Annotated in this window: 22 protein-coding genes; 11 read left to right on the forward strand and 11 right to left on the reverse strand. The window is 76.2% G+C overall.

Annotation, left to right across the window (positions count from 1 at the left end; genetic code table 11):
- Window positions 1–150 precede the first annotated feature (150 nt).
- From HNR08_RS22415 to HNR08_RS13875, 3 genes are read left to right on the forward strand one after another with little or no spacing between them, the layout of a single operon-like run.
- On the forward strand, window positions 151–483 hold the full coding sequence (locus HNR08_RS22415; RefSeq protein WP_146832399.1) for a WhiB family transcriptional regulator: 333 nt from the start codon (window positions 151–153) through the stop codon (window positions 481–483).
- Between the two features lie 27 nt (window positions 484–510).
- Complete coding sequence (locus tag HNR08_RS13870) at window positions 511–4,284, forward strand: glycosyltransferase (protein WP_146832396.1); 3,774 nt, start codon at window positions 511–513, stop codon at window positions 4,282–4,284.
- Entirely contained in the window at window positions 4,281–5,924 is a 1,644-nt protein-coding gene (locus tag HNR08_RS13875) for a DUF5719 family protein (RefSeq protein ID WP_146832393.1), read from the forward strand. Before HNR08_RS13870 ends, HNR08_RS13875 begins: the two co-directional genes overlap by 4 nt.
- A gap of 46 nt (window positions 5,925–5,970) precedes the next feature.
- Here the strand turns inward: HNR08_RS13875 and HNR08_RS13880 are convergent, their stop codons facing one another.
- Entirely contained in the window at window positions 5,971–6,864 is an 894-nt protein-coding gene (locus HNR08_RS13880; RefSeq protein WP_146832390.1) for a glycosyltransferase family 2 protein, read from the reverse strand.
- A 12-nt stretch (window positions 6,865–6,876) separates the two neighbouring features.
- Window positions 6,877–7,341 carry a metallopeptidase family protein gene (locus HNR08_RS13885; protein WP_146832387.1) on the reverse strand — a complete coding sequence of 155 codons (465 nt, stop codon included), beginning with the start codon at window positions 7,339–7,341 and terminating at the stop codon, window positions 6,877–6,879.
- A 73-nt stretch (window positions 7,342–7,414) separates the two neighbouring features.
- Here HNR08_RS13885 and HNR08_RS21870 point away from each other — a divergent pair, with 73 nt between their 5' ends.
- Window positions 7,415–7,795, forward strand: a complete 381-nt coding sequence (locus tag HNR08_RS21870) for a DUF3499 domain-containing protein (protein ID WP_146832384.1) — start codon at window positions 7,415–7,417, stop codon at window positions 7,793–7,795.
- 5 nt (window positions 7,796–7,800) lie between these two features.
- Window positions 7,801–8,091, forward strand: coding sequence for a hypothetical protein (locus tag HNR08_RS13895; protein ID WP_183835072.1), 291 nt, complete (start codon window positions 7,801–7,803; stop codon window positions 8,089–8,091).
- A gap of 143 nt (window positions 8,092–8,234) precedes the next feature.
- Here the strand turns inward: HNR08_RS13895 and HNR08_RS13900 are convergent, their stop codons facing one another.
- The 6 genes from HNR08_RS13900 to HNR08_RS13925 form a co-directional block, all read right to left on the reverse strand.
- Window positions 8,235–9,323 (reverse strand): ABC transporter ATP-binding protein, encoded by a 1,089-nt coding sequence (locus tag HNR08_RS13900; RefSeq protein ID WP_146832381.1) that lies wholly within the window; start codon window positions 9,321–9,323, stop codon window positions 8,235–8,237.
- A 10-nt stretch (window positions 9,324–9,333) separates the two neighbouring features.
- Window positions 9,334–10,116 (reverse strand): hypothetical protein, encoded by a 783-nt coding sequence (locus HNR08_RS13905; protein ID WP_146832378.1) that lies wholly within the window; start codon window positions 10,114–10,116, stop codon window positions 9,334–9,336.
- Between the two features lie 3 nt (window positions 10,117–10,119).
- On the reverse strand, window positions 10,120–11,067 hold the full coding sequence (locus HNR08_RS13910; protein ID WP_183835074.1) for a DUF1861 family protein: 948 nt from the start codon (window positions 11,065–11,067) through the stop codon (window positions 10,120–10,122).
- A 41-nt stretch (window positions 11,068–11,108) separates the two neighbouring features.
- Complete coding sequence (locus HNR08_RS13915; RefSeq protein WP_146832371.1) at window positions 11,109–12,044, reverse strand: carbohydrate ABC transporter permease; 936 nt, start codon at window positions 12,042–12,044, stop codon at window positions 11,109–11,111.
- Entirely contained in the window at window positions 12,041–13,012 is a 972-nt protein-coding gene (locus HNR08_RS21875) for a carbohydrate ABC transporter permease (protein WP_146832368.1), read from the reverse strand. Before HNR08_RS21875 ends, HNR08_RS13915 begins: the two co-directional genes overlap by 4 nt.
- A 68-nt stretch (window positions 13,013–13,080) precedes the next feature.
- A complete protein-coding gene (locus tag HNR08_RS13925; protein WP_146832365.1) occupies window positions 13,081–14,337 on the reverse strand; it encodes an ABC transporter substrate-binding protein in 1,257 nt (418 codons plus the stop codon).
- Between the two features lie 507 nt (window positions 14,338–14,844).
- Here HNR08_RS13925 and HNR08_RS13930 point away from each other — a divergent pair.
- The 6 genes from HNR08_RS13930 to HNR08_RS13955 all read left to right on the forward strand — a co-directional run bounded on the left by HNR08_RS13930 (window position 14,845) and on the right by HNR08_RS13955 (window position 21,515).
- The gene (locus tag HNR08_RS13930; protein WP_246802874.1) at window positions 14,845–15,903 is read left to right on the forward strand and encodes a glycoside hydrolase family 130 protein; all 1,059 of its coding nucleotides are present in this window, start codon (window positions 14,845–14,847) and stop codon (window positions 15,901–15,903) included.
- 2 nt (window positions 15,904–15,905) lie between these two features.
- Entirely contained in the window at window positions 15,906–17,132 is a 1,227-nt protein-coding gene (gene manA / locus HNR08_RS13935; RefSeq protein WP_146832362.1) for a mannose-6-phosphate isomerase, class I, read from the forward strand.
- Entirely contained in the window at window positions 17,129–18,871 is a 1,743-nt protein-coding gene (locus HNR08_RS13940; protein WP_146832359.1) for an alpha-glucosidase, read from the forward strand. The genes manA and HNR08_RS13940 overlap by 4 nt, the downstream gene beginning before the upstream one ends.
- Window positions 18,864–20,318, forward strand: a complete 1,455-nt coding sequence (locus HNR08_RS13945) for a phosphomannomutase/phosphoglucomutase (RefSeq protein ID WP_146832356.1) — start codon at window positions 18,864–18,866, stop codon at window positions 20,316–20,318. The genes HNR08_RS13940 and HNR08_RS13945 overlap by 8 nt, the downstream gene beginning before the upstream one ends.
- A gap of 2 nt (window positions 20,319–20,320) precedes the next feature.
- On the forward strand, window positions 20,321–20,515 hold the full coding sequence (locus tag HNR08_RS13950) for a Trm112 family protein (RefSeq protein WP_146832353.1): 195 nt from the start codon (window positions 20,321–20,323) through the stop codon (window positions 20,513–20,515).
- A gap of 76 nt (window positions 20,516–20,591) precedes the next feature.
- Window positions 20,592–21,515: a cation diffusion facilitator family transporter gene (locus HNR08_RS13955; protein ID WP_146832350.1), complete on the forward strand. Its 924-nt coding sequence runs from the start codon at window positions 20,592–20,594 to the stop codon at window positions 21,513–21,515.
- Between the two features lie 93 nt (window positions 21,516–21,608).
- On the opposite strand, the gene HNR08_RS13960 is transcribed toward HNR08_RS13955, so the two are convergent.
- The 3 genes from HNR08_RS13960 to HNR08_RS13970 all read right to left on the reverse strand — a co-directional run bounded on the left by HNR08_RS13960 (window position 21,609) and on the right by HNR08_RS13970 (window position 24,772).
- Complete coding sequence (locus tag HNR08_RS13960) at window positions 21,609–22,535, reverse strand: glycine betaine ABC transporter substrate-binding protein (RefSeq protein WP_146832347.1); 927 nt, start codon at window positions 22,533–22,535, stop codon at window positions 21,609–21,611.
- 75 nt (window positions 22,536–22,610) lie between these two features.
- Complete coding sequence (locus HNR08_RS13965) at window positions 22,611–23,510, reverse strand: ABC transporter permease (RefSeq protein ID WP_146832344.1); 900 nt, start codon at window positions 23,508–23,510, stop codon at window positions 22,611–22,613.
- Window positions 23,507–24,772, reverse strand: coding sequence for a quaternary amine ABC transporter ATP-binding protein (locus HNR08_RS13970; RefSeq protein ID WP_146832341.1), 1,266 nt, complete (start codon window positions 24,770–24,772; stop codon window positions 23,507–23,509). Before HNR08_RS13970 ends, HNR08_RS13965 begins: the two co-directional genes overlap by 4 nt.
- Window positions 24,773–24,807: the final 35 nt, after the last annotated feature.

The raw sequence follows: 24,807 nt of genomic DNA on the forward strand, positions 1-24,807 counted from the left end.
GGCCGCGGGCAACCGGACATATCGCCCGGGAGGCGTTCTTCTAGCACGCTTCCGCTTGACTACGCCGAACGACACGCGTGTAATTCCCTGGAACGGCCCGTGCTGCGGCAGCCGCGAACCAGATCACCGAGCACGACGGGGGAGGCACACATGTGGAGTCTGCTCGACGACGAGGGACCCTTCCCGAGCGACGCCGGGACGCCGCGTCCGGACCCGGCGCTCGCGAGCGTGCTGCCGCTGTTCGGCGCGCCCGAGGACGACGGGATCATGGGGTGGCAGGAGCGCGCGCTGTGCGCCCAGACCGACCCGGAGGCCTTCTTCCCCGAGAAGGGCGGCTCCACCCGCGAGGCCAAGAAGGTCTGCACCGGGTGCGAGGTGCGCGCGGAGTGCCTGGAGTACGCGCTGGCGAACGACGAGCGGTTCGGCATCTGGGGCGGCCTGTCCGAGCGCGAGCGCCGCAAGCTCAAGCGGCGTGTGGTCTGATCCCCGCCCCGCGGGGCGCCTGACGACGTGACCGACAGCACGCAGCGCAGCGGTGCGCCCGCGACCGGCTCCCTGGCGGCGCCGGCCCCCGTGACCGCGGTGGTCGTCACGCGCGGCGCGACCGGGTTCCTCGCGACGACCCTCCGGGCGCTCGCCGCCCAGACCCGCACCCCCGCCCGCGTGCTCCTCGTGGACGCCGGCGACCGGCCCGACCCCGGCGTCGCCGCGGTCCTGCGCGACGCGGGGCTGCCCGCCGGCTCGACGACCCTCCTGACCGCCCCGGGCGCCCGGACCTACGGCGACGCCGTCCGCCGGGTCCTCGGCGGCGGCGAGGCGACCCGCTGGCTGTGGCTGCTGCACGACGACTCCGCCCCCGCGCCGACCGCGCTCGCCGAGCTGGTCCGCGCCGTCGAGGCGGCCCCGTCCGTCGGGGTCGCCGGCGTCAAGCAGCGCACCTGGACCGCCCCGGCCCGGCTGCTCGAGGTCGGGGTGCGGACCTCCCGCTCCGGCCGGCGGATGACGGACGTGGAGCCGGGCGAGGTCGACCAGGGCCAGCACGACGGCCGCGACGACGTCCTCGGCGTCGGCCTGGTCGGCGCGCTGGTCCGCCGGGACGTCTGGGACGAGCTGCACGGCACCGACCCGGCGCTCGGGCCGTTCGGCGACGGGCTCGACCTGTCGCGGCGCGCGCGGCTCGCCGGCCACCGCGTCGTGGTCGTGCCCGCCGCCGTCGTGCGGCACGCGCAGGCCGGGTACCACGGCCTGCGCGACGGCGACACCGGTCCCGTGGTGGACCTGGACGCCGACGGCGAGCCCGACGGCGCCGACCCGCGGCGGTCGTTCGCGGCCCGCCGGACCGCGCTGCTGCACCAGCGCCTCGTCTGGGCGCCCCTGCCGCTGCTCCCGCTCGTCGCCGTCATGGCGGTGCTCGCGGGCCTCGTCCGGGTGCTGGTCCGGATCGCCGCGAAGGAGCCCGTGCTGGCGGCCGCCGAGATCGCCGCCCCGCTGCGCGCGCTCGGGCGGCCCGCCGCCGTGGCGCGGGCCCGCGCGCAGACGCGCCGCACCCGGCGGCTCCCGCGGCGGACGCTGCGGCCGCTCCAGGCCGACTGGCGCACGGTCTGGCGCCAGTGGCGCGACCGGCGCCTCACCCGCGCCGAGGCGCGCCGGGTCGTGCGGGCCCCGTCCGAGCTGGAGCTCCGCGAGCTCGCCGCCCTCGCCGTCCGGCGCCGTGGCACCCTCTCCGCCGTCGCGGTGCTCCTGGTGGCGGTCACCGCGGTCGCCTTCGGTCCCCGGGTGCTCGACGTGCTGGGCGGGCAGACCCTCGTCGGCGGCGCCCTGGTCCCCGCGGCCTCGCGGCTCGGGGACCTGTGGGACGCCGCCACCAGCGGCTGGGTGACCGGCCAGCTCGGCGCGGCCGGGCCCACCGACGCCCTCCTCACCGTGCTGCTGCCGGGGACCGCGGTCGCCGGGGGCTCGCTGGGGACGGCGCTGGCGGCGCTGCTGCTCGGCTCCGTGCTCCTGGCCGGCCTGGGCGCCTGGTTCGCGGCCGGCGCGGCGACCCGGTCGGTCGCGGTGCGCGCCTGGGCCGCGGTGGTGTGGGCGGCGCTGCCGAGCCTGCTGCTGGCCGCCGGGCAGGGTCGGGCGGGCGCGGTGCTCGTGCACGTGGCGCTGCCCTGGCTGGTGCTCGCGCTCGCGCGGGCCGTCGGGGCGCAGCAGACCGACGTGGTGCTGTCCGGGCTCGCGACCGCCGTCCGGGCCGAGGACGTGCCCGTCGCCGAGCGGGACCCGGGCGCCGAGGAGTGGCCGGACCCCGAGGCATGGGCCCGCGCGGGGGAGCACCCCGCGCGGCGGCGCGGAGCGGACCCGGACCCGGACCCGGCGACGGTCGTCACCCCCGTGCGCGGCGTCCCCGCAGCGCCCCCCGCACCGGCAGCACCCCCCGTCAGCGCGCTCGGGGCCACCGACCGGGGCCCGGAGGTCAGGGGCGAGGTCACCGACGACGCCGCGGACGCCCCGGATGCGTCCGGAGACCCCGGGAGCAGCGAGGAGGGGGCGCCCGACGGGCGCGCGGACGGTGCCTCCGACGCGCGCGCGGACCGGGAGCCCGGGCGGCGCGCGGACGGCGGGCCCGGCACGCCCGACGCCGCGGACCCCGGCGCGACCGCGGCCGCCGAGCGCCCCGCCGGGTCGGTCGCCGCGGCCGCCGCCGCGTCGTTGGCCTTCGCCGCGGTCGTGGCCGGCGCCCCCGGGCTCCTGCTGCCCGGCGTGGTCGTCCTGCTCCTCGTCGCGCTCTGCGCACAGCGCGGCCGGCGGCTGCGGGTCGTCCTCGCGGCGGTGCCCGCGCTGGTCCTGCTCGGCCCGACGCTCGCCGCCGCGGCCTCCCGCGGGCTCGAGGGCGTCCGGCTGCTGCTGGCCGACCCCGGCACGCCGCTCGCGAGCGACCCCGCGTCGCCGGTGGCGCTGCTGCTCGGCGTGCCGGCGGACGGCTCCGCCCTGGTCCCGGACTGGCTGCCGGCGTGGGTGCCCGCCGAGGTGGCGGCCTGGTGGCCGGCGGTCACCGGCGGCGCGGTCGTGCTGCTGGCGCTCCTGGCGCTGCTGCGCGGGGCGCCGCAGGCCCGGGCGGTGCGGCTGGGCTGGTGCGCCGCCGCCGCGGGCCTCGCCGCCGCCGTCGCGGCCGGGTGGGTCGTGGTCGGGCTGGACGACGGGACGACCGTCACGGGCTGGGCCGGCGCGGGCGTGTCGTTCGCGATGGCCGGGCTGCTCACCGCCGCGGTGACCGGGACGCGGGGCGTCCAGGCCCGCCTGGCGCGGGCGTCGTTCGGCTGGCGGCAGGTCGCGGTCGCCGTGGTGGCCGTCGCCGTCGTGCTGCCGCCGCTCGTGGCGTGGGGCGCGTGGTCGGTGCAGGCCCGCCGGGGCGCGGCGTCGGAGCTGGTCGCGATGGACCGGGCGGTCGTCCCGGCGATCGGCCGGCAGACGCAGGCGTCCGCGGACGCGCCCCGCGTGCTGGCGCTCGCGCCGTCCGTCGGCGGCGTCGTCGACTGGCAGCTGCTGCGCGGCGACGGGCCGCAGGTGGTGGAGGACGCCGCGGCGGTCCGGACGCGGGAGCTGTCCGGCGACCTGGCGACGCCGGACGTGGCGGACGCCGACGACGCGACCGCGGAGGTGCAGGGCGTCGTGGGGACCCTGTCCGTCGGGTCGAGCACGGACGTCGCCGCCGACCTCGCGGCGCTCGCCGTCGCCGACGTCCTGGTGCCCCCGCTCCCGGCGGCGCAGGCCGAGGACGTCGCGCTGCAGCAGGCGCGCACCGCGCTGGTGGGCCGCCTCGACGCGACGCCGGGCCTGGAGCGGATCACCGACGGCGACTCCGGGGTGATCTGGCGCGTGCAGCCCAGCGCCGACGCCGCGGACGCGACCGCGGTCGCCGCCTGGGCGCGGCTGGTGCCCGACGCGACCGCCGCGCGGGACGCCGCGGGGCTGTCCGGCGAGGCCGTCGCCGTCCCGGCGGTGCCGGGCGTGGTCGGGCGGGTGGACACGACGATCGACGCCGGGGGCGCGGGCCGGCTGCTGGTCCTCGCCGAGCGCGCGGACCCGGGCTGGCGCGCGACGCTCGACGGCGTGCCGCTGCGGGCGGTCGACGACGGGTGGCGGCAGGCGTTCGAGGTCGGCGCGGACGGCGGCCGGCTGGTCGTGGTGCACGACGCGCCGGACGAGACGGCGTGGACGGTGACGCAGGGCGTCGTGGGGCTGCTGGCCCTGCTCCTGGCCCTGCCGGTCCGGCGCAGGCGGGCGGGGAGACGATGACGGCGACGACGACGGGTCCGGTCCCGCCCACCCGGCGGGGGCGCGCGGCGCGGCTGCTCTCGGGTGTGCTGGTGCTCGGGCTGGCGGGCGGAGTCGTGGCCGCCGCCTCGGCACGATCCGCGCCCGCGCCCGGCGCGCTGCCGGCCGCGACCGTGGACGTGGACGCGGCGACCACGACGCTCGTGTGCCCCGGCCCGCTGCGGCTCCCGGACGACACCGCCTCGGGCGACTCCGCGTTCGAGCGGGTGCCCGTCGCCCCGGCCGAGACCGTCACCGCCTTCGACACCGTGGCCTCCGGCACCGCGTCGCTCACGCCGCTGGGCGGGACGGCGACCGCGCTCGAGGACGGGACCGGCGCGCTCGCGTCCCCGTCCGCCCCGGTCGTGCTGCGCGCCGACCCGGTCGACGGGGAGCCGGCACGCGTCGCCGGCGTCACGTCCTCGCGCGTCACCGACGGCGACCTGCGCGGCCTGTCCGCCGGCTCCTGCGCGCGGCCGTCCTCGGACGTCTGGCTGGTCGGCGGCAGCACCGCGCTGGAGAGCACGGCGGACCTGGTCGTCGTGAACCCGGGCGCCACCGCCGCCGAGGTCACCGTGCAGCTGTGGGGACCGAACGGGGAGGCCGACCTGGCGAACGGCGGCACGCTCCTGGTCCCCCCGGGCGGCCAGCAGGTCGTCGTGCTGCCCGCCGTCGCCGCCGAGCAGCGGCGCACGGTCGTGCACGTCTCGGCGGCCGGCGGGCAGGTCTCCGCGTACCTCCAGGACTCCCTGCTGGACGGCTTCACGCCGCGGGGGACGGACCTGGTCACCGCGGGCGCGGACCCCGCCACGACGCAGGTGGTCCCGGGCCTCACGGTGCCCGCCGTCGACGTCGACGACCCCCAGGCGGGTGCGCTGCGCCTGCTGGTCCCCGGGGCGGACGCGGCCAGGGTGTCGGTGCGGCTGCTCGGGCCGGACGGCGAGGTGCCGCTGCCCGGTGCCGAGGGTGTGGAGCTGGCCCCCGGCGAGGTGACCGACCTGCCGCTCGGAGGGCTGGCCGCCGGCACGTACACGGCCGTCGTCGAGGCCACGGCGCCCGTGGTCGCCGGCGGCACGGTCGCCCGGCAGGGCGCACCCGGCGAGCTGGACGAGGGGCCGCGCCTGGAGCGCGCGTGGTCCGCCTCGACGGCGACCGGGTCGGGCCTCGTCGCGGTCCCCGCGGGGGCGCAGGGCACGCTGGCGCTCGGCGCGCTGCCGTCGGGCGACGCCGACCCCGACGCCGCCGAGCCGGTGCCGTCCGCCACGCCGAGCCCCGAGCCGACCCAGGGGCAGCGCCCGGACCCCGAGGCGGCGGCCGAGCCGCAGGGACCCACCGTCGCCGTGACGGTGCGGGCCTACGGCGCGTCCGGGGTGCTCGGCACCCGCGAGGTGCAGGTCCCGGTCGGCGCGACGGCGGTGCTGGCCCTCGCGGAGCTCGGCACCGGCGTCGTGGGCGTCGAGGTGCTGCCGGACGGCGACGGTGCCGCCGAGGTGGCCTGGGCGCTCGTCGCGTCCGTCGCGCGCCCCGACGGGACGCTGCTGTCCGTGGTGTCCCCGCTCACGGACGCGGAGGCGGTCACGCAGGCGGACGTCCGGGAGGGCCGGCGGCTCGGTCTCGACTGAGCGCGCGGCCGGGCGCGCGGGCCGGCCCGCGCGCCGAGCGCCCGGCTCAGCGCGCGGCGCGCAGCTCCACGGCCTCGCGGGCCCGCAGCCCCAGGGAGACCGCGGCCCGGACCGGCCAGTGGTACCAGCGCGCGTAGCGCCGGTGCAGGTAGCGCTCCGCCGACCGGTGGTGCGCCGAGATCATCGCGGCGGGGCGGGCCTTCCAGGACACCCCGCCGACGTGCACGACCTGCGCGGACGGCACGTAGACGCTCGGCCGGCCGACGCGGCCCAGGCGCTCGCCCAGGTCGACGTCCTCGAAGAACATGAAGTAGTCCTCGTCGAACCCGCCGACGGCCTCGAACGCCTCACGCCGCAGCAGCAGGCAGGCGCCGGACAGCCAGCCGGCCACGCGCTCCGTGCCCGCGGTCTCCTGGCGGCGCTGGTACGCGCGGGTCCACGGGTTCCCCGGCCAGACCTTCCCGAGCAGCGCGTGCCCCACCCCCTGGGTGAGCGACGGCAGCTCGCGGGCCGACGGGTACACCGTCCCGTCCTCGTTCAGCAGCGCGGGGCCGAGCGCGCCGGCCGACGGGTGCCGTTCGCCGGCGGCGAGCAGGGCGTCCAGGGAGCCCGGCCGCCAGACCACGTCCGGGTTCGCCACGACCAGCCAGGGCGCGGTCGCGCCCGCGGCGCCGGCGTTCGCCCCCGCGCCGTAGCCGAGGTTCGCGCCCGTGCGCACCACCCGGCCGCCGGCCTCGGCGGCGACGCGGTCGGCCACCTCCGGGTCCGTGCCGTTGTCGACGATGACCAGCTCGACGTCCGCCGTCGTGGCGTCGGCCAGGGTGCGGGCGAAGTCGGCCAGCTCGTCGCCGGGGTGGTACGCGATCGTCACCACCCGCACCCGGGCGGGGGCCGGGGCATCGGCCCCGGTGGACGGGGCGGGCTGCGGCTGAGAGATCATGGCCGGGTCAGGCTACCGCCCGTCCCCGTGCTCCGGGTCCACCTCGTCGGGCGCCCGTCCGAGCAGGTGCGCGACCTGCTCGACGACCACGTCGTGCACGAGGTCGGCCAGCTCGTCGGCGTCCGCGGCCCGGGACTCCACCGGCCGCCGGTACACGACGATCCGCGGCGGCAGCCCGGGCTGCGCGGGGAAGTAGCGGCCGAGCGGGACGCCGCCGTGCTCCCACGGCGCGGGGTTCGAGGGCGGCACGTCCTCGACGGCGAACTCCACGCCGTCCAGGTACTTCCCCCATCGCGCCTCCAGGCGCTCCACCGAGTCGAGCACCAGGTCGTCGAACCGCTCGGCGCGGGTGCGGTGCGCCGGCAGCGTCGCCGGGAGCAGGGGACCGCGGATGCCGCGCCCGCGGCGGTCCCGCCGGCGGACGGGGCCGGCCGGGAGGTCGCCCCGGAGGGCGGGGACGAACCGACGGGGAGCCACCCGGGCACTGTATCCGGGTGAGAACGCGGGTCGCGCACGCGGGCCGGGGCCGGGCGGCGGTACGGTCTTCCCCGTGAGACCCGTCCGCCAGTGCTCCCGCACCGCGTGCGGTCGTCCGGCGGTGGCCACCCTGACGTACGTGTACGCCGACTCGACCGCCGTGCTCGGCCCGCTCGCGACCCTCGCCGAGCCGCACTCGTACGACCTGTGCGCCGAGCACGCCTCCCGCCTCACCGCGCCGCGCGGCTGGGAGGTCGTCCGGCTCACGCCGGAGTTCGTCGAGACCGGCCCGAGCCACGACGACCTGCTGGCCCTGGCCGACGCGGTCCGCGAGGCCGGGCGTCCCGCGCCCGCCGCCGTCGCCGTCGAGGGGCTGCCGTCCGCGGCGCACCTCGCGGAGCCCGAGACCCGGCGCCGCGGCCACCTGCGGGTGCTGCGCGGCGAGGAGGACTGAGCGCGATGGCGACCGCGGGGGGCGGTTCGACGGGCCGGCGCCGCACACGGCGCGGCGAGCCCGAGGCCACCCCGCTCGGCTCGCTGAGCCTGCCCGCGGCCGAGCACGCGCCCGGCACCGGGGCCTGCGAGGTCTGCGGCTCGACGCGGCTGACCCGGCTGCACCTCGTGCTGGCGGACGGCACCGACGTGACCTTCGTGTCCTGCCACGACTGCGAGCACCGCGCGTGGTTCCCGCTCGACGGCGACGGCACGGCCCTGCCGCGCGACGAGGTCGTCCGCCGCTCGGCCCGCTGAGCCGCCCGTCTGCCTGCCCGGCGCACGCGAGGCCGAGGTCGAGGTCGACGGTTGCGCCCGAGGTCGTCGGTTCCGCACCTCGTCTCACCGGCGCAACCGTCGACCTCGCCGGCTCCCGTCGCCATCCGCGCCGGTCCGCGCCGTCATCCCCGCAGGGCCGCGCCGGTGTCCGCGGCGAAGACGTGGGCACGCTCCGCCGGCACGTGGGCGGCGGTCCGGTCGCCGGGACGCAGCGGGCTCTCGGCCGGCACCTTCGCGACCACCGTGTGCGCGCCCGCCCGGAGGGTCGCGAACGCCTCGTCCCCACGCTGCTCGAGCAGGACCACCTCGGCGGCCAGCGCTGCCTCGCCGTCCCGCAGCTCCTCGCCCACACGCACGTGCTCCGGCCGCACGCCCAGCGTGAGCCCGGTACCCGCGGCAGCGGCGGTGCAGCCGGCCGGAAGCCACCCGCGCGGCACCTGGACGCCCGGGACGACGACGGCGCCCTCGGACCAGCGCGCGGGCAGGAGGTTGATCTCGGGTTCACCGAGGAACTGCGCGACGAACCGGTCGGCGGGGTCCTGGTAGAGCTCGCGGGGGGTGCCCTGCTGGCGCACGACGCCGTCCTCGAGCAGCACGATGCGGTCGGCCATGGTCATGGCCTCGACCTGGTCGTGGGTGACGTAGACAGTGGTGACGCCGAGCGAGCGGTGCAGCGCGAGGATCTCGGCGCGCATCGTGCCCCGGAGCTTCGCGTCGAGGTTGGACAGCGGCTCGTCCATGAGGAAGATCCCGGACTGCTGGACCATGGCCCGGGCCAGGGCGACGCGCTGCCGCTGGCCGCCGGAGAGCTCGGCGGGCGGCCGCTCCAGGTACGGTTCGAGACCGAGCGTGCCGGCGACCTCTGCGACCTTCTCCCGGACGACCGCGCGGGGCGTGCGCCGGAGCCGCAGCCCGAACGAGATGTTCTGCGCGACGGACATGTGCGGGTACAGCGCGTAGTTCTGGAACACCATCGAGACGTCGCGGTCCTTGGGGTGCACGTCGTTCATGCGGCGGCCGTCGACGAGGACGTCGCCCGCCGTGACGTCCTCCAGGCCGGCGAGCATCCGCAGCAGCGTGGACTTCCCGCAGCCGGAGGGGCCGATCAGGACCACGAACTCACGGTCGGCGATGGTGAGGGACACGTCGTCGACGGCGAGCGTGCTGGTGCCGTAGACCTTCGAGACGTGGGACAGCTCGATCGTGGGCATGGGACTCCGATCAGGGTGCGAGGGCCGGGGCGGCCGGGACGGTGGAGGGCTCCTGGGCCGCGACGGCGAGCAGGCCGGTCCCGATGGTGGCGATGGCGAACGTCGCCGCGAGGGCGAGCGCGGTCGGCGGCCCGTCGCCCCCCGAGACGAGGCGGACCGTGGCGGACGCCGTGCCCGCGGTGGCGAGCGAGGCGGACCACCAGGTCACCGCCTCGCGCAGGCCCATCCCGTGCAGGGAAGCGAGCCGGCCGAGCCGACGCCGGGGCCCGCCCCACCCCGCCGCGCGCGAGGTCATCCGGACCGCCATGCCGAGGACCGCCGTGCCGAGCACCGTCGCGAGCACCCCGGTCAGCGTGGCGAACATCAGGGCCGGGCCGCGCTGCGCCTGCTCCCAGCCGGCGAGCAGGCCCTGCAGGTCGGCGGCGTCCAGCGAGCCGGAGTAGGGCACGGTCCACCGCGCGTCGCGGTCGACCAGCGCCAGGCCGTCGCCGGCGAGCACGAGCGCCGACCTGGTGCCCGGCCCGGGGTCCGCCGTCGCCGTCGCGGCGGCGGGGTCGATGACGAGCGCGTGCCCGTCGGCGGTGCGCACCTCCGGCGCGGCGACGAGGACGCCGTCGCGCACGAGGACGTCGCCGTCCAGGGCTGCGACGAGCGGGGCGAGCGCGCCGGTGCGTGCGGCCGGTCCGCCGGCGCCCGCCGCGCCGACCACCGCGAGGTCCAGCGCGGCTACGAGCAGGAGCACGGCGACCCAGGCGCGGGGCAGCGCGGCGACCCCGAGCGCGAACCGTTGCACCGGTCAGCCCTCGCCCGGCGCGACGAGGAAGGGCGCGGGCAGGTCCACCTCGTACGCCTCCGCGTCGCCGACGCCGCAGTACGCGGTCACGCCGCCGGGAGCGGGGACGAGCGCCCCGGGGAACACCACGTCGGCGAGGTCGGGGCGCTTCGCGGGCCCGGGCGGGAGGTCGCGGCGCTCGAACAGCAGCTCGGGCGCCGTGTACCACAGCGTGGCCGGGTCCAGGCGGAACGCCATCGGGTAGTAGTGGCGGTCGCCGGCCGTGTCGAACCGGGCGACGTGGCCGAGCAGCCCGAGAGTGCCGTCGGGCAGCACCACCGCCTGGTTGACGCCGCCCCACTCGTCGGGTCGGAACAGGCGCTCCAGCCGGGGCGCCTCCTCGATGTCGGCGATCGTCAGCGCGGCGAGCGAGTCGACCACCGCCAGCCCGATCCGCCCGCGCCCGTCCGGGCCGCCCTGGGGGCGCGTGAGGACGGCGAGGCGCCCGTCCGGCAGGTCCGCGAACCGGAGGTCCTTCATGCCCCAGGGCCCGGTGAACGCGGGCTCCGGTCGGGCGAGGTCGGCGAGGCGCAGGACGACGGTCCGGTACCGGAGCGTCGGGTCGCCGTCCGGCCCGACGGCCTCGACGACCTCGACGCCGCCCAGGTGCGGGACGCCGGCGTGGCCGAACACGAACGGGTCCTGCAGCGCCGGCCGGGCCGCACCGGGCACCGGGCACCAGGTACCGGCGTCGTCGCGGGCGAACAGGACCGTCTCGGACCGCTCGTCGGCGCGGTCCTCCACCCGGCCGGCCAGCACCACGGCCCCGTCGGGCGCGCGGAACGGGGCGGAGACGTTGTAGACGTCGCGCCCGTCGACGCCCGCGAACCGGAGGCGTCGCGCCGCGCGGACGGCGGTGCCCGTCCCGCGGTAGGCGGACAGCAGGTGGTCGACTCGGACCGTCTCGGACACGGGGGCCTCGCTCTCGGGGGTGGGGGAGGGGACGGGCCGGATCACCGGACCGCCTCGGACGCGCGGGACGGCACGAAGTACCGCTGCATGGTGAAGAAGAGGACGAGGACGGGGATGATCGAGAGCGTCGTCGCGGCCATGAGCAGGGGCCAGTCCGTCTCGAACTGCCCCCGGAACATGGTCAGACCCACCTGGACGGTGAACTTCTCCACGTCGTTGAGATAGATCAGCGGGCCGAGGAACGCGTTCCACGTGCCCATGAACGACGTAACCGCGATCGTGACGACCGCCGGCCGGGACAGCGGGACGAAGACACGCCAGAGGATCGTCCACCAGCCCGCCCCGTTCAGGTACGCGGCCTCCGCGAAGTCCCGGGGGATCGCGCGGAAGAACTGGAACAGGAAGAAGATGTGCACGGCCTGCCCGCCGAGCGCCGGCAGGATCAGCGGCCAGTACGTGTTGATGAGCTCGACGCCGAGCGTGTCCCCGATCTCCGCCCAGAAGATGTACCCGGGAACGATCGTGATCTCGCCGGGCAGCATGATCGTGATGAGCAGGAAGAGGAAGAGCGGCTTCTTCCCGCGGAAGTCGAACCGTGCGAAGCCGTACGCCACGACGATGGAGACCAGTACCTCCCCGGCCATGACGGCCAGGGTGTAGAGGGCGGTGTTGAGGAAGAACCGGGCGAACGGCAGCGCCTCGAACACCTCGCGGTAGTGCTGCCACTGCGGGTCGTCCGGGATCCACTGCGGCGGGATCGCGAACACGTCGCCGTCCGCCTTGAGCGAGGTCGTGACCATCCAGGCGAGCGGCAGGAGCATGGACAGCGCGACGACGCACAGCACGAGGTGCTTCGCGAGCGACCGGTGCCAGGTCCGGCGGCGCTGCTCGCGGCGGCGGGCGGCCGCCGTGGCGAGCACGCGCTCGCGGTCGGGCGTCGGCGCGTGGGTGGACGGGGGGACGAGGGTGGTGCTCATCGCTCCTCGTTCCCGCGGGAGAAGGTCCAGAAGTCGCTGAACCGGAACACCAACGCCGTCACCGCGAGCACGATCACGAGGAAGACCCAGGACATCGCCGAGGCGTAGCCCATGCGGAAGTGCTCGAACGCGGTGCGGTAGATGTGCAGCATGAGGAAGTTGCCCTCGCCGCCGGCGCCGCCCAGTACGTAGGCGTCGTTGAACTTCTTGAACGCGCCGATGATCCCCATGACCAGGTTGTAGAAGAGGATCGGACGCATCAGCGGCAGGGTCACGAAGCACAGGCGCGCCCACCAACCGGCGCCCTGCAGGGTCGCGGCCTCGCCCAGGTCACGGGGCACCTCGTTCAGCGCGACGAGGTACGTGAGCATCCCGCCGCCGGCTCCCCATAGCGCGACCATCGTGTAGGACGGCAGCACCCACGACGGGTCGGTCAGCCAGCCGGGCCCCTGGACGCCCACCGCAGCCAGCGCCCCGTTCACGAGGCCGGCGGTGGGGTCGAGGACCCAGCGCCAGATCAGGCCCACCGCGACGCCCGAGACCACGGCGGGCAGGTAGTACACGGTGCGGTAGAGACTGAGTCCGCGGATGTTCGAGTTCAGCACCATGGCGACGGCCAGCGAGGCCGCCATGCCGAGGGGGACGGACACGACGCCGAACCGGACGGTCACCCAGAGCGACCGCCAGAACTGCTCGTCGCGCGCCAGCTCGGTGAAGTTGTCGAGCCCGCGCCACGTGGGGCTGCCGATGACGGGCCAGTCGGTGAGGCTCATGACGGCGGACATGACCATCGGCACGAGCGCGAACAGGGCGAACGCGACGAACCACGGGGCGACGTACGCGTACGCCGGGCTGAGGCGCCGCCGCCCGGGGCGGTCGGCGACGAGCTCGGCGGCGCGGCGGGCGCGCTCGTCGGGGGTGCGGGGCCGGGCCGGAGGTGGGGGCACGGCGGGAGCGAGGTCGGGCACGGGATCCTCCGAGGGGCGGGGGGCCGCCTCCCGGGGTGCCGCGGGCACCCCGGGAGCGACGGGGAGGGTCAGCGCTCGAGGATCTCGCGCATGCGGTCGGCGGTCTCGGCGGCGAGCTCGGCCAGGTCGCCGACGCCCTTGCCGTCGCCGTCGGTGAGGATCGGGCCCTCGAGCTGCTCCCAGATCACGGTGCCGAGCTCGTTCTGCTGCGGGAGGTTGTGGAAGCCGCGCGCGATCTCCGCCGAGCGGGTCACCACGTCGACGGCGTACGCCTTGGCGGGATTCACCTGGGCGATGTCGCCCACCCGCGACGCCACGGGCGCGGGGATCTTCCAGTCGAACATCGCCTGCGTGAGGTCGGTGATCGCGGCGACGCCCGCATCGGTGTCGGCGCCGGCCGACAGCACGGTCGACGCGGTCCAGTTGAACGTCACCTGCTCGACCGATCCGGCGGGCATGACGGCCATGCCGACCTCGAACGGCGCGTCGGACTCGGCCACCTTGCGCTCGATGTCGTCGGCGGCACCGCCCACCATCATCGCGACGGTGCCGTCGACGAACGCCGACTCCACGCCGCGGGACTGGGCCTGGGCCTGCGGCATGGTCATGGTGGCGTCGTTGGCGATCTCGTGCGCCAGCGTGAGGCCGGCGACCGCCTCCGGGGAGTCGAGCACGACCTCGCCGTCCGCGTCCACGTAGTCGCCGCCCTCGCCCCACGCGTACAGCGCGACCGGCGGGGTACCGGTCGTGGCGTAGCCCCAGCGGTCGCCGTCCGTCAGCGTGCGGGCGGTCTCGCGGAACGCGTCCCAGCCCCAGTCCTCGTCGGGGGCGGGGAGCCCGGCCTCCGCGAAGCGGTCGGCGTTGAAGTAGACGACGTACGGCTGCCCGATCCACGGGAGTCCGTAGAGGGCGCCGTCGACGGTCGCCGGGTCGAGGGAGCCCGGGAGGTAGTCGGCCAGGTCGACGCGGTCGTCGACCAGGCCGGTGAGGTCGGTCAGTGTGCCGTTCGCCGCGTACGCGGGGACGTACTCCTGGGACAGCCAGAACAGGTCCGGCGACTGCCGGCCGGCGATCATGGTCTGCAGCTTGGTGTAGTACTCGCCGCCCGGGACGACCATCTGCTCGAGACGGTAGACGTCCTGGGCCGCGTTGAGTTCGTCCAGGATCGCGTCGAGCTCGTCCGCCTCCGTGTCGTTCGCCCAGGTGGCGATGGTGAGCGTGACGGGGCCGTCGCCGTCATCGTCGCCCGGGGAGTCGCCGCACGCGGCCAGGGACAGGGCGAGGGCCGCGAGCAGGGCGGCAGGCGTGAGCAGTCGATGGCGCATGGGGTCTCCTCATCGGTCCGCGCGGCGGTGCGGCGGACGGCACGGCAGGGGGTGTCGGGGCGTGCGACACCCGTCGTCGGCGAGGGTGTGCGCGCCCCCGTGCTGCGGCTGAGGGACGTGCTCCGGTTCTTCAAACCGGTTTGAGCCGACTGTACTCATAAGTCGCTTCTCGGTGTCAAGCCATCCCGCGGTGCCCTGGGGACGACGGCGCGTGGGCGTGCCTGCGCGACGGTCCGGCTGCCACCGTGGCCCGGGATCGCACGTTGCGGCGACCGTGAGTGCGTCGACCCTTCGGGTTCGTGCGGCCCGGCGGCGAGGCGGGCGGGCGCACTTGACACGTAGCCCGCCCGCGGATTCAATCGTCAAACCGGTTTGGACCGGACATGGTGCGCGGTTCGTGCCGTGCCCGGCGCGGGTCCGCGACCCGCACCTCCGACCCCGAGGACCCGGCGGCCCACCGAAGGGCGCATCAGCCGCGCCGCACCGTCCCCTCGACCGAGGAGAGCTGTGACCTCCGTCCCGTATGCCCTCACGAGGCTGCGCACCCTCATGACCCCCGAGCCCGGGAACCCCCTCGAGGTGGAGGGCGTGCTGAACCCCGCTTCCGGCCGCGGCCCGGACGGCGAGCTCTACCTGCTGCCGCGTCTGGTGGCCGCCGGCAACGTCTCGCGGGTCGGCCTCGCCCGCGTCATCCTCGACGGCGGCGAGCCGGTCAGCGTCGAGCGACGCGGCGTCGTGCTCGAGCCGGCGAACCGCTGGGAGCGCGGCGCGCGGAACGCGGGCACCGAGGACCCGCGCACCACCTGGCTGCCGGACCTGGGGCTGCACGTCATGACCTACGTGGCGTACGGCCCGCTCGGCCCGCGCACCGCGCTGGCGGTCTCCGCCGACCTGCGCTCCTGGCGGCGCCTCGGCCCCCTGCAGTTCCGTCACGACCCCGTGCTCGACGTCGACCTCAACCTGTACCCGAACAAGGACGTCGTGCTGTTCCCCGAGGTCGTCCCCGGTCCGGGCGGCGAACCGAGCTACGCGCTGCTGCACCGGCCCACGTGGGACCTGGGGCTGGTCCGGGAGGGCGAGGGGCTCTGGCCCCCGGGCGGGACCGCGGACCCCCGCCCGGCGGTCTGGATCTCGTACGCGCCGGCCGCGGCCGTCCGCGCGGACCTGGCCGCCCTCACGCTCCAGCACGGGGCGCGGGAGGTCGCGCGCCCGGAGCACCCGTGGGAGGCGCTGAAGATCGGCGCGGGCCCGGCCCCGCTCCGGGTGCCCGAGGGATGGCTCCTGCTGCACCACGGGGTCACGGGGGAGATCACGGACCCGTGGTCGACCGACAACGCCGTCCGGTACTGCGCCGGGGCGATGCTGCTGGACCCCGACGACCCCTCGCGGGTCCTGGGCCGGACCGCGGAGCCGCTGCTGGAGCCCGAGACCGACGACGAGCGCCGCGGCACCGTCGCCGACGTGGTCTTCCCGACCGCGGTGGAGCGCGTCGGCGACGCCACGTTCGTGTTCTACGGCATGGCGGACGCCCGGATCGGCGTCGCCCGGCTCGACCGGAGGGCGTGAGGGTGCTGCGCCTGACGAACCCCGTGCGGCACTACGACTGGGGCTCCGCGCACGCCTTGCCGGAGCTGCTCGGCACGACGCCGGACGGCCGGCGGTACGCCGAGATCTGGGTCGGGGCGCACCCGGCCGCCCCCTCCGTGGCGACGCAGGACGGCGCGCCGCTCCCGCTGGATGCGCTCGTCGCGCAGCGGCCGCACGACGTCCTCGGGCCGGACGTGCGGGCGCGGTTCGGCGACCGGCTCCCGTACCTGGTGAAGCTGCTCGCCGCGGACCGGCCGCTCTCGCTCCAGGTGCACCCGGACCGCGAGCGGGCCGCGCGCCGGCACGCGGAGGAGGTCGCGGCTGGCGTCCCCGCCGCCGAGCGCCGGTATCCCGACCCGTGGCACAAGCCCGAGCTCCTGGTTGCGCTGCGGCCCACCGTGGCCCTGGCGGGGCTGCGGTCGCCCGAGGAGGCGGCCGCGCTGCTCGCCGGGCTCGGCGCCCGGGCGGCCCTCGACGGGGTGCTCGACGCGCTGCTGGGTCCCGAACCCGCGGGCGCGCGGCTGCGCGCCGCGCTCGGCCGGGTCCTCGCGCTGCCCGCCGAGGCCGTCGCCGCCGTCGCCTGCGCGCTGGGACCGGCCCCCGACGCGGCCGTCGACCCGGCGCGCGACGCCGACCCGCGGCGCGTGGCGGCGCGGCTCGCCGCGTCCTTCCCGGACGACCCCGGCGTCGTCGCCTCGTTCCTGCTGCACCCGGTCGTGCTGCGGCCCGGGGACGGGTTCGCGGTGGGTGCCGGCCGGCTGCACTGCTACGTGGCGGGGGTCGGCCTGGAGGTGATGGCGTCGTCCGACAACGTGCTGCGCGCCGGCCTCACCCCCAAAGTGGTGGACGCGCCGGAGCTGCTCGCGGTCCTGGACCCGGAGCCCAGGGCCGCGCCCGTGCTGCGCCCCGCGCCGGTCGCGGCCGGGGCGGGGCTGGTGACCCGAACCTACGGCACGACCGCGGACGAGTTCGCGCTCACGGTGGCCGACGTCGACGCGGGCGCGCCGGCGACGCTCTCCGCGGCCGGTTGCGGGCCCCGGACCGTCGTCGGGCTCGCCGGCGTCGTCCAGGTCGCCACCCGCGCCGGGCGGTGCGGGCTCGGGGCGGGGGAGTCCGTGCTGGTGCCGGCCGCGGACGGGCCGGTCGCGCTCGCCGGACGTGGCACGTGCGCCCTCGTCGGGGTGCCGGCAGGGGCGGGTGCGCCGTGAGCTGGTGGCACGAGGCCGTGGTCTACGAGGTGTACCCGCGGTCGTTCCAGGACTCCGACGGCGACGGCGTCGGCGACCTTCGCGGCCTGACGCAGCGCCTCGACCACCTCGCGTGGCTCGGCGTCGGCGGGCTCTGGCTCTGCCCGGTCTACCCGTCGCCGCAGCGGGACAACGGGTACGACGTGTCCGACCTCTGCGGGGTGGACCCGCTGTTCGGCACCCTGGACGACCTGGACGCCCTGGTGGCCGCGGCGCACGAGCGGGGCATCCGGGTGGTGTTGGACCTGGTGCTGAACCACACCTCGGACGCGCACCCGTGGCTGCGGCAGCACCCCGAGCGGTACGTGTGGCGTCCACCCCGGCCGGGGTGCGCCGGGGGTGCGCCGGGCTCCGAGCCGACCAACTGGGGGGCGGCGTTCGGCGGGTCCGCCTGGACGTGGGACGCCGGACGGGGGGCCTACCGCCTCGGGATCTTCTCCCCGTGGCAGCCCGACCTGGACTGGTCGCGACCGGAGACCCGGGCGGCGCTCGCGGACGTCCTGCGGTTCTGGCGGGCTCGGGAGATCGACGGCTTCCGGCTGGACGTGATCACACTCGTGGACAAGCCCGACGTGCTGCGGGACGGTCCCGTCGGCCCAGGGTCCGGGTACGCGGACGCCGTGGCCGCCTGCGCCGGGGGGCCGCGGCTCGCCGGGTACCTCCGGGAGCTGCGTGCCGCGGCGGGGGACGCGCTGCTCATCGGCGAGGCGCCGGGGACGACCCCGGAGGGGGCCCGGGTGCTCACGACCGACGGCGGCCTGGACCTGGTGCTCCAGTTCGAGCACGCCGAGCTGGACCGCGAGCCCGCGCGCTGGCGCCGGCGCCCCCTGGACCTCCGCGACCTCAAGGCGTGGGCGGCGCGCTGGCAACGCCCGGACGCCGGCTGGCCGGCGCTGTTCCTCGGCAACCACGACCAGGCGCGCATCGCGTCGCGGTACGGGGCGCCGGACCCTTGGACCTCCCGGTCGGCCGCGATGTGGGCGGTGCTGCTGCACGCGCACCGCGGCACCCCGTTCCTCTACCAGGGCGACGAGATCGGCATGACGAACCGGCCGGTCGCCGGGCCGGAGGACCTCGTGGACGTGGAGGCACGGACCGTGCTCGCCGCCGCGGTGGCGGGCGGCGCCGACCCCGCGGCCGTCCTGGACGGCCTGCGCGCGCTCGGCCGGGACCACGCCCGGGTGCCGGTCTCCTGGGACGACGGGCTGCACGGCGGCTTCACCGCGGGTACGCCGTGGCTGGCCGCGCACCCCGAGGCCCGGCACCGGAACGTGGCGGCCCAGCGGGACGACCCGTGCTCCGTGCTCCGCGTGCACCGCGACCTCGTGGCGCTGCGGCGCACCGAGCCCGCGCTCGCGCACGGGGACACGACGGTGCTGCTGCCCGACGACCCCGTGCGCTACGCGCTGCTCCGCCGGCGCGGGGAGGTCGAGCTGCTGCTCGTGGCGAACGTGTCGTCGACGGAGGCCCCGTGGCCCACCGGGGGCGCCACCGAGGGCTGGGCGGACGCCGCGGTGCTCCTCAGCACCCGGCGGGTCCCGCCCGACGGGCCCCGCCCCGCCGCCGCGGACGACCCGGGCCCCGCCGCCCCGCTGGCCCCGTGGGAGGCCCGTCTGCTCCGCCGGGTCCGGTCCCGTTCCGGCGCCCCGCACCACCTGATGACCGACACGCTGATGGGATACCGTGACGCCCGTGCCTGAGACTGCGCTGCCCGACCTGACCGGCCTGATCAAGGCGTACGACGTCCGGGGCACGGTCCCCGACCAGCTGAACGCGGAGGTGGCCCGCGCCATCGGCGCCGCGTTCGCGGACGTGGTCGTGCTGCCGGAGGCGCCCGAGGGCGCCCGCCCGCTCGTCGTGGTCGGCAACGACATGCGTCCCTCCGGCCCCGAGCTGGTCGGCGCGTTCGCCGAGGGCCTGGCCGCCCGCGGCGTGGACGTCGTGCGGATCGGGCTGTGCTCGACCGACGGCCTGTACTTCGCGTCGGGTAAGCTCGGCGTCCCGGGCGCCATGTTCACCGCCAGCCACAACCCGGCCGAGTACAACGGCATCAAGCTGTGCCGCGCCGGCGCCCGCCCGGTCGGGCAGGACACGGGCCTGTCCCGGGTCCGCGACCTCGCGGCGCAGTACCTGCGCGACGGCGTGCCCGCCGGCGACGGGCCCGCGGGGTCGGTGACGGAGCAGGACCTGCTCGCCGACTACGCGGCCTTCCTGCGCGGCCTGGTGGACCTGTCGGGCATCCGCCCGCTGAAGGTCGTCGTCGACGCCGGCAACGGCATGGGGGGCTTCACCGCGCCGGCCGTGCTCGGCACCGGCGCGGGCCTGCCGGAGCTGCCGCTCGAGGTCGTCCCGCTGTACTTCGAGCTCGACGGGACCTTCCCGAACCACGAGGCGAACCCGCTGGAGCCGGAGAACCTCCGCGACCTGCAGAAGGCCGTCGTCGAGCACGGCGCCGACATCGGCCTGGCGTTCGACGGCGACGCCGACCGCTGCTTCGTCGTGGACGAGAACGGCGACCCGGTCAGCCCGTCCGCCATCACCGCGCTGGTCGGCCTCCGGGAGATCGAGCGGGAGAAGGCCGCGGGCCGCACCCCGACGGTGATCCACAACCTCATCACCTCGATGGTCGTGCCCGACCTGGTGACCGCGGCCGGCGCCAAGGCCGTCCGCACCCGCGTCGGCCACTCCTTCATCAAGGCGCAGATGGCCGAGTCGGAGGCCGTGTTCGGCGGCGAGCACTCGGCGCACTACTACTTCCGCGACTTCTTCTTCGCGGACACCGGCATGCTCGCCGCGCTGCACGTGCTCGCCGCCCTCGGCGGTCAGCCGCACCCGCTGTCCGCCCTCGCGGAGCAGTACCAGCCGTACGTCGCCTCGGGGGAGATCAACTCCCGCGTCGCCGACGTGGCGGCCGCCCGCGCCCGGGTCGTCGAGGCGTACGTGGAGCAGCAGGGCGCGGGCCCGGTGACGGTCGACGAGCTCGACGGCCTCACGGTCTCGCACTGGGACGGCCACCCGCAGTGGTGGTTCAACCTGCGCGCGTCGAACACCGAGCCGCTGCTGCGCCTGAACGTCGAGGCCGCGGACGAGGACATCATGGAGAAGGTGCGCGACGACGTGCTCGCGCTCGTGCGGCAGGAGGCCTGAGCATGGCGGACACCACGGGGCTGGCCCCCTGGGTGCGCGAGCTGCTGCGCTGCCCGGTGACCGGCGCGACCCTGGTCGACGGCGTCGGCCCGGGCGGGCAGCCGGAGCTCGTCTCCACCGACCCGGACCGCCCGCTGGCCTACCCGGTCCGCGACGGCATCCCCGTCCTGCTCGCCGACGAGGCACGCGAGGTCTAGCATCACCGCTCGGGCCGCCGCGGGGCGGTCCCGGGCGACCGCGGTCACCCGTGCGCTGACCAGCGGGAGGACCGGCATGGCTCACGGAGGCGGGACCAAGGCGATCATCGCCGCGCTGTCCGCGAACCTCGGGATCGCGGTGACGAAGTTCGTCGCGTTCCTGCTCACCCAGTCGAGCTCGATGCTCGCCGAGTCGGTGCACTCCGTCGCGGACTCGGGCAACCAGGTGCTGCTGCTGCTCGGCGGCCGGCGGGCCAAGCGGCAGGCCGACGAGTCGCACCCGTTCGGCTACGGGCGCGAGCGCTACATGTACGCGTTCATCGTCTCGATCGTGCTGTTCAGCCTCGGTGGTCTGTTCGCGCTGTACGAGGCGTGGCACAAGTTCAGCGACCCGCACCCGATCGAGTCCTGGCAGTGGGTGCCGATCGCGGTGCTGCTGGCCGCGATCGTCATGGAGGGCTTCTCCTTCCGCACCGCGATCCGGGAGGCGAACCACACCCGCGGCGACCAGGGGTGGGTGTCGTACATCCGCACCGCGAAGGCGCCCGAGCTGCCCGTCGTGCTGCTCGAGGACTTCGGCGCGCTCATCGGCCTGGTCCTGGCCCTGTTCGGCGTCTCGATGACGCTGGTGACGCACGACGGCCGGTGGGACGCCGTGGGGTCGGCGGCGATCGGCGTGCTGCTGGTGCTCATCGCGATCGTGCTGGCCGTCGAGACGAAGAGCCTGCTGCTGGGCGAGTCGGCGTCGAGGCGGGATGTGGACGCGATCCGCGGCGCGCTGGTCGGCGTCGGCGTGCCGTCCGTGATCCACCTCCGGACGCTGCACCTCGGCCCGGAGGAGCTGCTCGTGGCGGCGAAGATCGAGATCGCCCCGACGGCGTCCGCGACGGACGTGGCGGCGGCCATCGACGCGGCGGAGCAGCGCGTCCGCGCGGCGGTCCCCATCGCCCGCGTCATCTACCTGGAACCGGACCTCCGGCACGCGACCCCGGCGTCCTGACCCCCGCGGACGACGAAGTGGAAGGTTCGAGCGGACACGCGGTGGGCGAGTCCGCTCGAACCTTCCACTCTGCGGGGGGTGTGCGCCCCGGGGTCAGACCCCGGCGGCGGCCTTCAGGTCCGGGACGAAGTCCGGGTGCTCCTCCAGCCACGCCTGCGCGGACGCGGCCGGGTCGCCGCCGCCGTCCTCGTTGAACATGAGGTTCTCCAGCGAGAACAGCTGCTCGTCGCTGAGGGTGAACGCCTCGATGAGCTTGGTCAGCGTCGGGTAGTCCTCGCTGAAGCCCAGGCGGCCGACGGTGTGGATCTCCTCGGCCTCGCCCATGGCGCCCTCCGGGTCCTCGAGGTCGCGGACCGGGTAGGCGTCGTACGCCCAGTGCGGCCGCCACAGGGTGACGGCGATGTTCTCGCCCGCGTCGGTCGCACCCTTGAGCTCGGCCAGCATCGCGGGCGTCGAGGAGACGACGAACTCCATGTCCTCCAGGCCGTAGGTGGGGACGGCCTCGTCCTGCGTGATGCGGGTGAGGCCCGCGCCGGACTCGATGCCGACGATCCGGTCGCCGAACGCGCCGGCGTTCTCCGCGAGCTCGTCCAGCGAGGTGATCGGTGCGTCCTCGTTCACCGCGATGGTCAGGCGCGCGTCGTCGTACCAGACGCCGAGCTGCTCCATCTCGTCGCCGAACTCCTTGAGGTAGTCGGCGTGCGTGGTGGGCAGCCACATGTCGAAGTTGACGTCGAAGTCGCCGCCGGTCAGGCCGGTGTAGACGACGCCGGCGTCGGCCTCCTGGGACTCGACCGTGTAGCCGTCCTCCTCGAGGATCGTCTGGAACAGCGCGGACACCGCGATGCCCTCGTCCCAGCCGGAGTGCACGCCGATCGCGACCTCGGGCAGGTCGCCGTTGGCGAGCCGCTCCTCCTCGTCGGAGCCGGCCGAGCCGGAGCCCGACGCGCAGGCCGTCAGGGCGAGCCCGACGGCGACCGCGGAGGCGGCGAGGGTGGTACGGCGGGTGCGGGTGCGCATGGGTGTGTCCTTCCGTGGGCGCGCGGCATCGCACCGGGCGCCCGGTCGGGGGTGGGTGTGGGGGTAGCGGGGGGATCAGGCCTTGGCGGCCGCGGCGACGGCCCGGGCCGTCGGGGTGCGCGTGCCGAGGGCGGAGGTCACCCGGTCCAGGAACATCGCGAGGATGACCACGGACAGGCCGGCCTCGAAGCCGAGCGACACGTTGACCCGCTGCAGCGCCTGGACGACGGCCCCGCCGAGGCCGGCCGCGCCGACCATGCCGGAGATGACCACCATCGACAGGGACAGCATGATCACCTGGTTGACGCCGGCCATGATGGTCGGCATCGCGAGCGGCAGCTGGATCTGGCGGAGGATGCGGCCGTCGGTCGAGCCGAACGCGTGACCCGCCTCGACGACCTCGCGGTCGACCTGCCGCAGGCCCAGCTCGGTGAACCGGACGCCCGGGGCCATCGCGAAGATCACGGTCGCGACGATGCCGGGGACGACGCCGACGCGGAAGATCACCACGGTCGGGATCAAGTAGACGAACGCCGGCATGGTCTGCATGAAGTCGAGCACCGGCCGGACCGTCCGCGAGACCCGGTCGTCGCCGGCGGCCCAGATGCCCAGCGGGATGGCGAGCACCAGGGCCACGAGGCTCGCGAGGATCACCAGCGCGAGCGTGTCCATGGCGTTGCCCCACTGGCCGACGCCCGCGATGACCACGAGCCCGACCAGCGTGCCGACGGCGAGCTTCCAGCCCTTCGCGAACAGCGCGACCAGCGCGAGCGCCACCGCGATGAACCAGAACGGCGGGCCGGACAGCACGGCGTCCAGGCCGTCGTAGGCGCCCTCCAGGACGCTCTTGATCGCGGCGAAGACGCCGCTGAACGTGCTGGTCACCCACGTGATGGCGGTGTCGACGGCGTCGCCGAGCGGCAGGCGGGGGATGCCCTGGTCCGTGGACTCCAGGGCGCGGACGACGGCGCTCATGCCGGCACCTCCTCGCCGACGCGGGCGGCCGGGTCGACGGCGGCTCCCGGCGCGTCGGCGACCGGGGTGCCGCGCGGCGGCGTGCTGGTCTCCGGCGGCACCATGGCCTCGAGCAGCGTGACGCGGGGGATGACCCCGACCAGGCGGCCCTTGTCGTCGGTGACCGGCACGGGCAGCGGCGACTCGGCGGCGGGCGCGAACACGTCGGCCAGCGCGGTGTCGACCGACACGGAGCTCAGCGAGGTGTCCACCAGCCCGTCGAGGGACTCGCGCCCGGCGCGGACGGCGTCCACGGCGTCGGCGTCCCGGATGATCCCGCGCAGGGTCCGGGTGCGGTCCACGACGTAGGCGGCCGCGACCTGCGCGTCGCGCATGGTGCGCAGCGCCAGCCGCGGACCGCCGGCCTGCGACACGACCGCCGCGGGGCGGCGCATCACCGACGAGGCCGTGAGCACCCGCGTGCGGTCGACGTCGGCGACGAACTGCGCGACGTAGTCGTCGGCGGGGTCGGACAGGATCTGCTCGCTGGTCCCGACCTGCACGACGCGGCCGTCGCGCATCACGGCGATCCGGTCGCCGAGGTACATGGCCTCGTTGAGGTCGTGCGTGATGAAGACGATGGTCTTGCCGAGCGACTGCTGCAGCTCGAGCAGCTGGTCCTGCATCTCGCGGCGGATCAGCGGGTCGAGGGCCGAGAACGCCTCGTCCATCAGCAGGATGTCGGTGTCCGCGGCGAGCGCCCGGGCCAGTCCGACGCGCTGCCGCATGCCGCCGGACAGCTCGTGGGGGAGCGCGTCGCCCCACTGGCCGAGGCCGACCAGCTCGAGCGCCTCGTCGGCGCGGGCGCGGCGCTCCGCCTTGTCGATGCCCTGGAGCGCCAGCGGGTACGCGGCGTTGTCCCGGACGCTGCGGTGCGGCAGCAGCGCGAAGTGCTGGAACACCATGCTGACCTTCTGCTGCCGGATGGTCCGCAGCTGGGCCGCGGAGACGGCGCCCAGGTCGTCGTCGCCGAGCAGCACGCGCCCGGCGGTCGGCTTCAGCAGGCCGTTGAGCATCCGGATCAGGGTCGACTTCCCGGACCCCGACAGCCCCATGACCACGAAGGTCTCGCCGCTGCGGATCTCGAGGTCGGCGTCGATGACCGCCGCCGTCCCCCACTGCCGCACGTCCTCGCGGGCGGCCCCGTCGCGGAGCCGCTTCACCGCCTCGCCCGGCCGGCGGCCGAACACCTTGTACACGCCCTCGACGCGCAGTCCTGTCACTTCTCCACCTCGTCACGTCATGACGCGCGCCCCGG

This window comes from Cellulomonas hominis (genome assembly GCF_014201095.1).
Classification (GTDB): Bacteria; Actinomycetota; Actinomycetes; order Actinomycetales; family Cellulomonadaceae; genus Cellulomonas; species Cellulomonas hominis.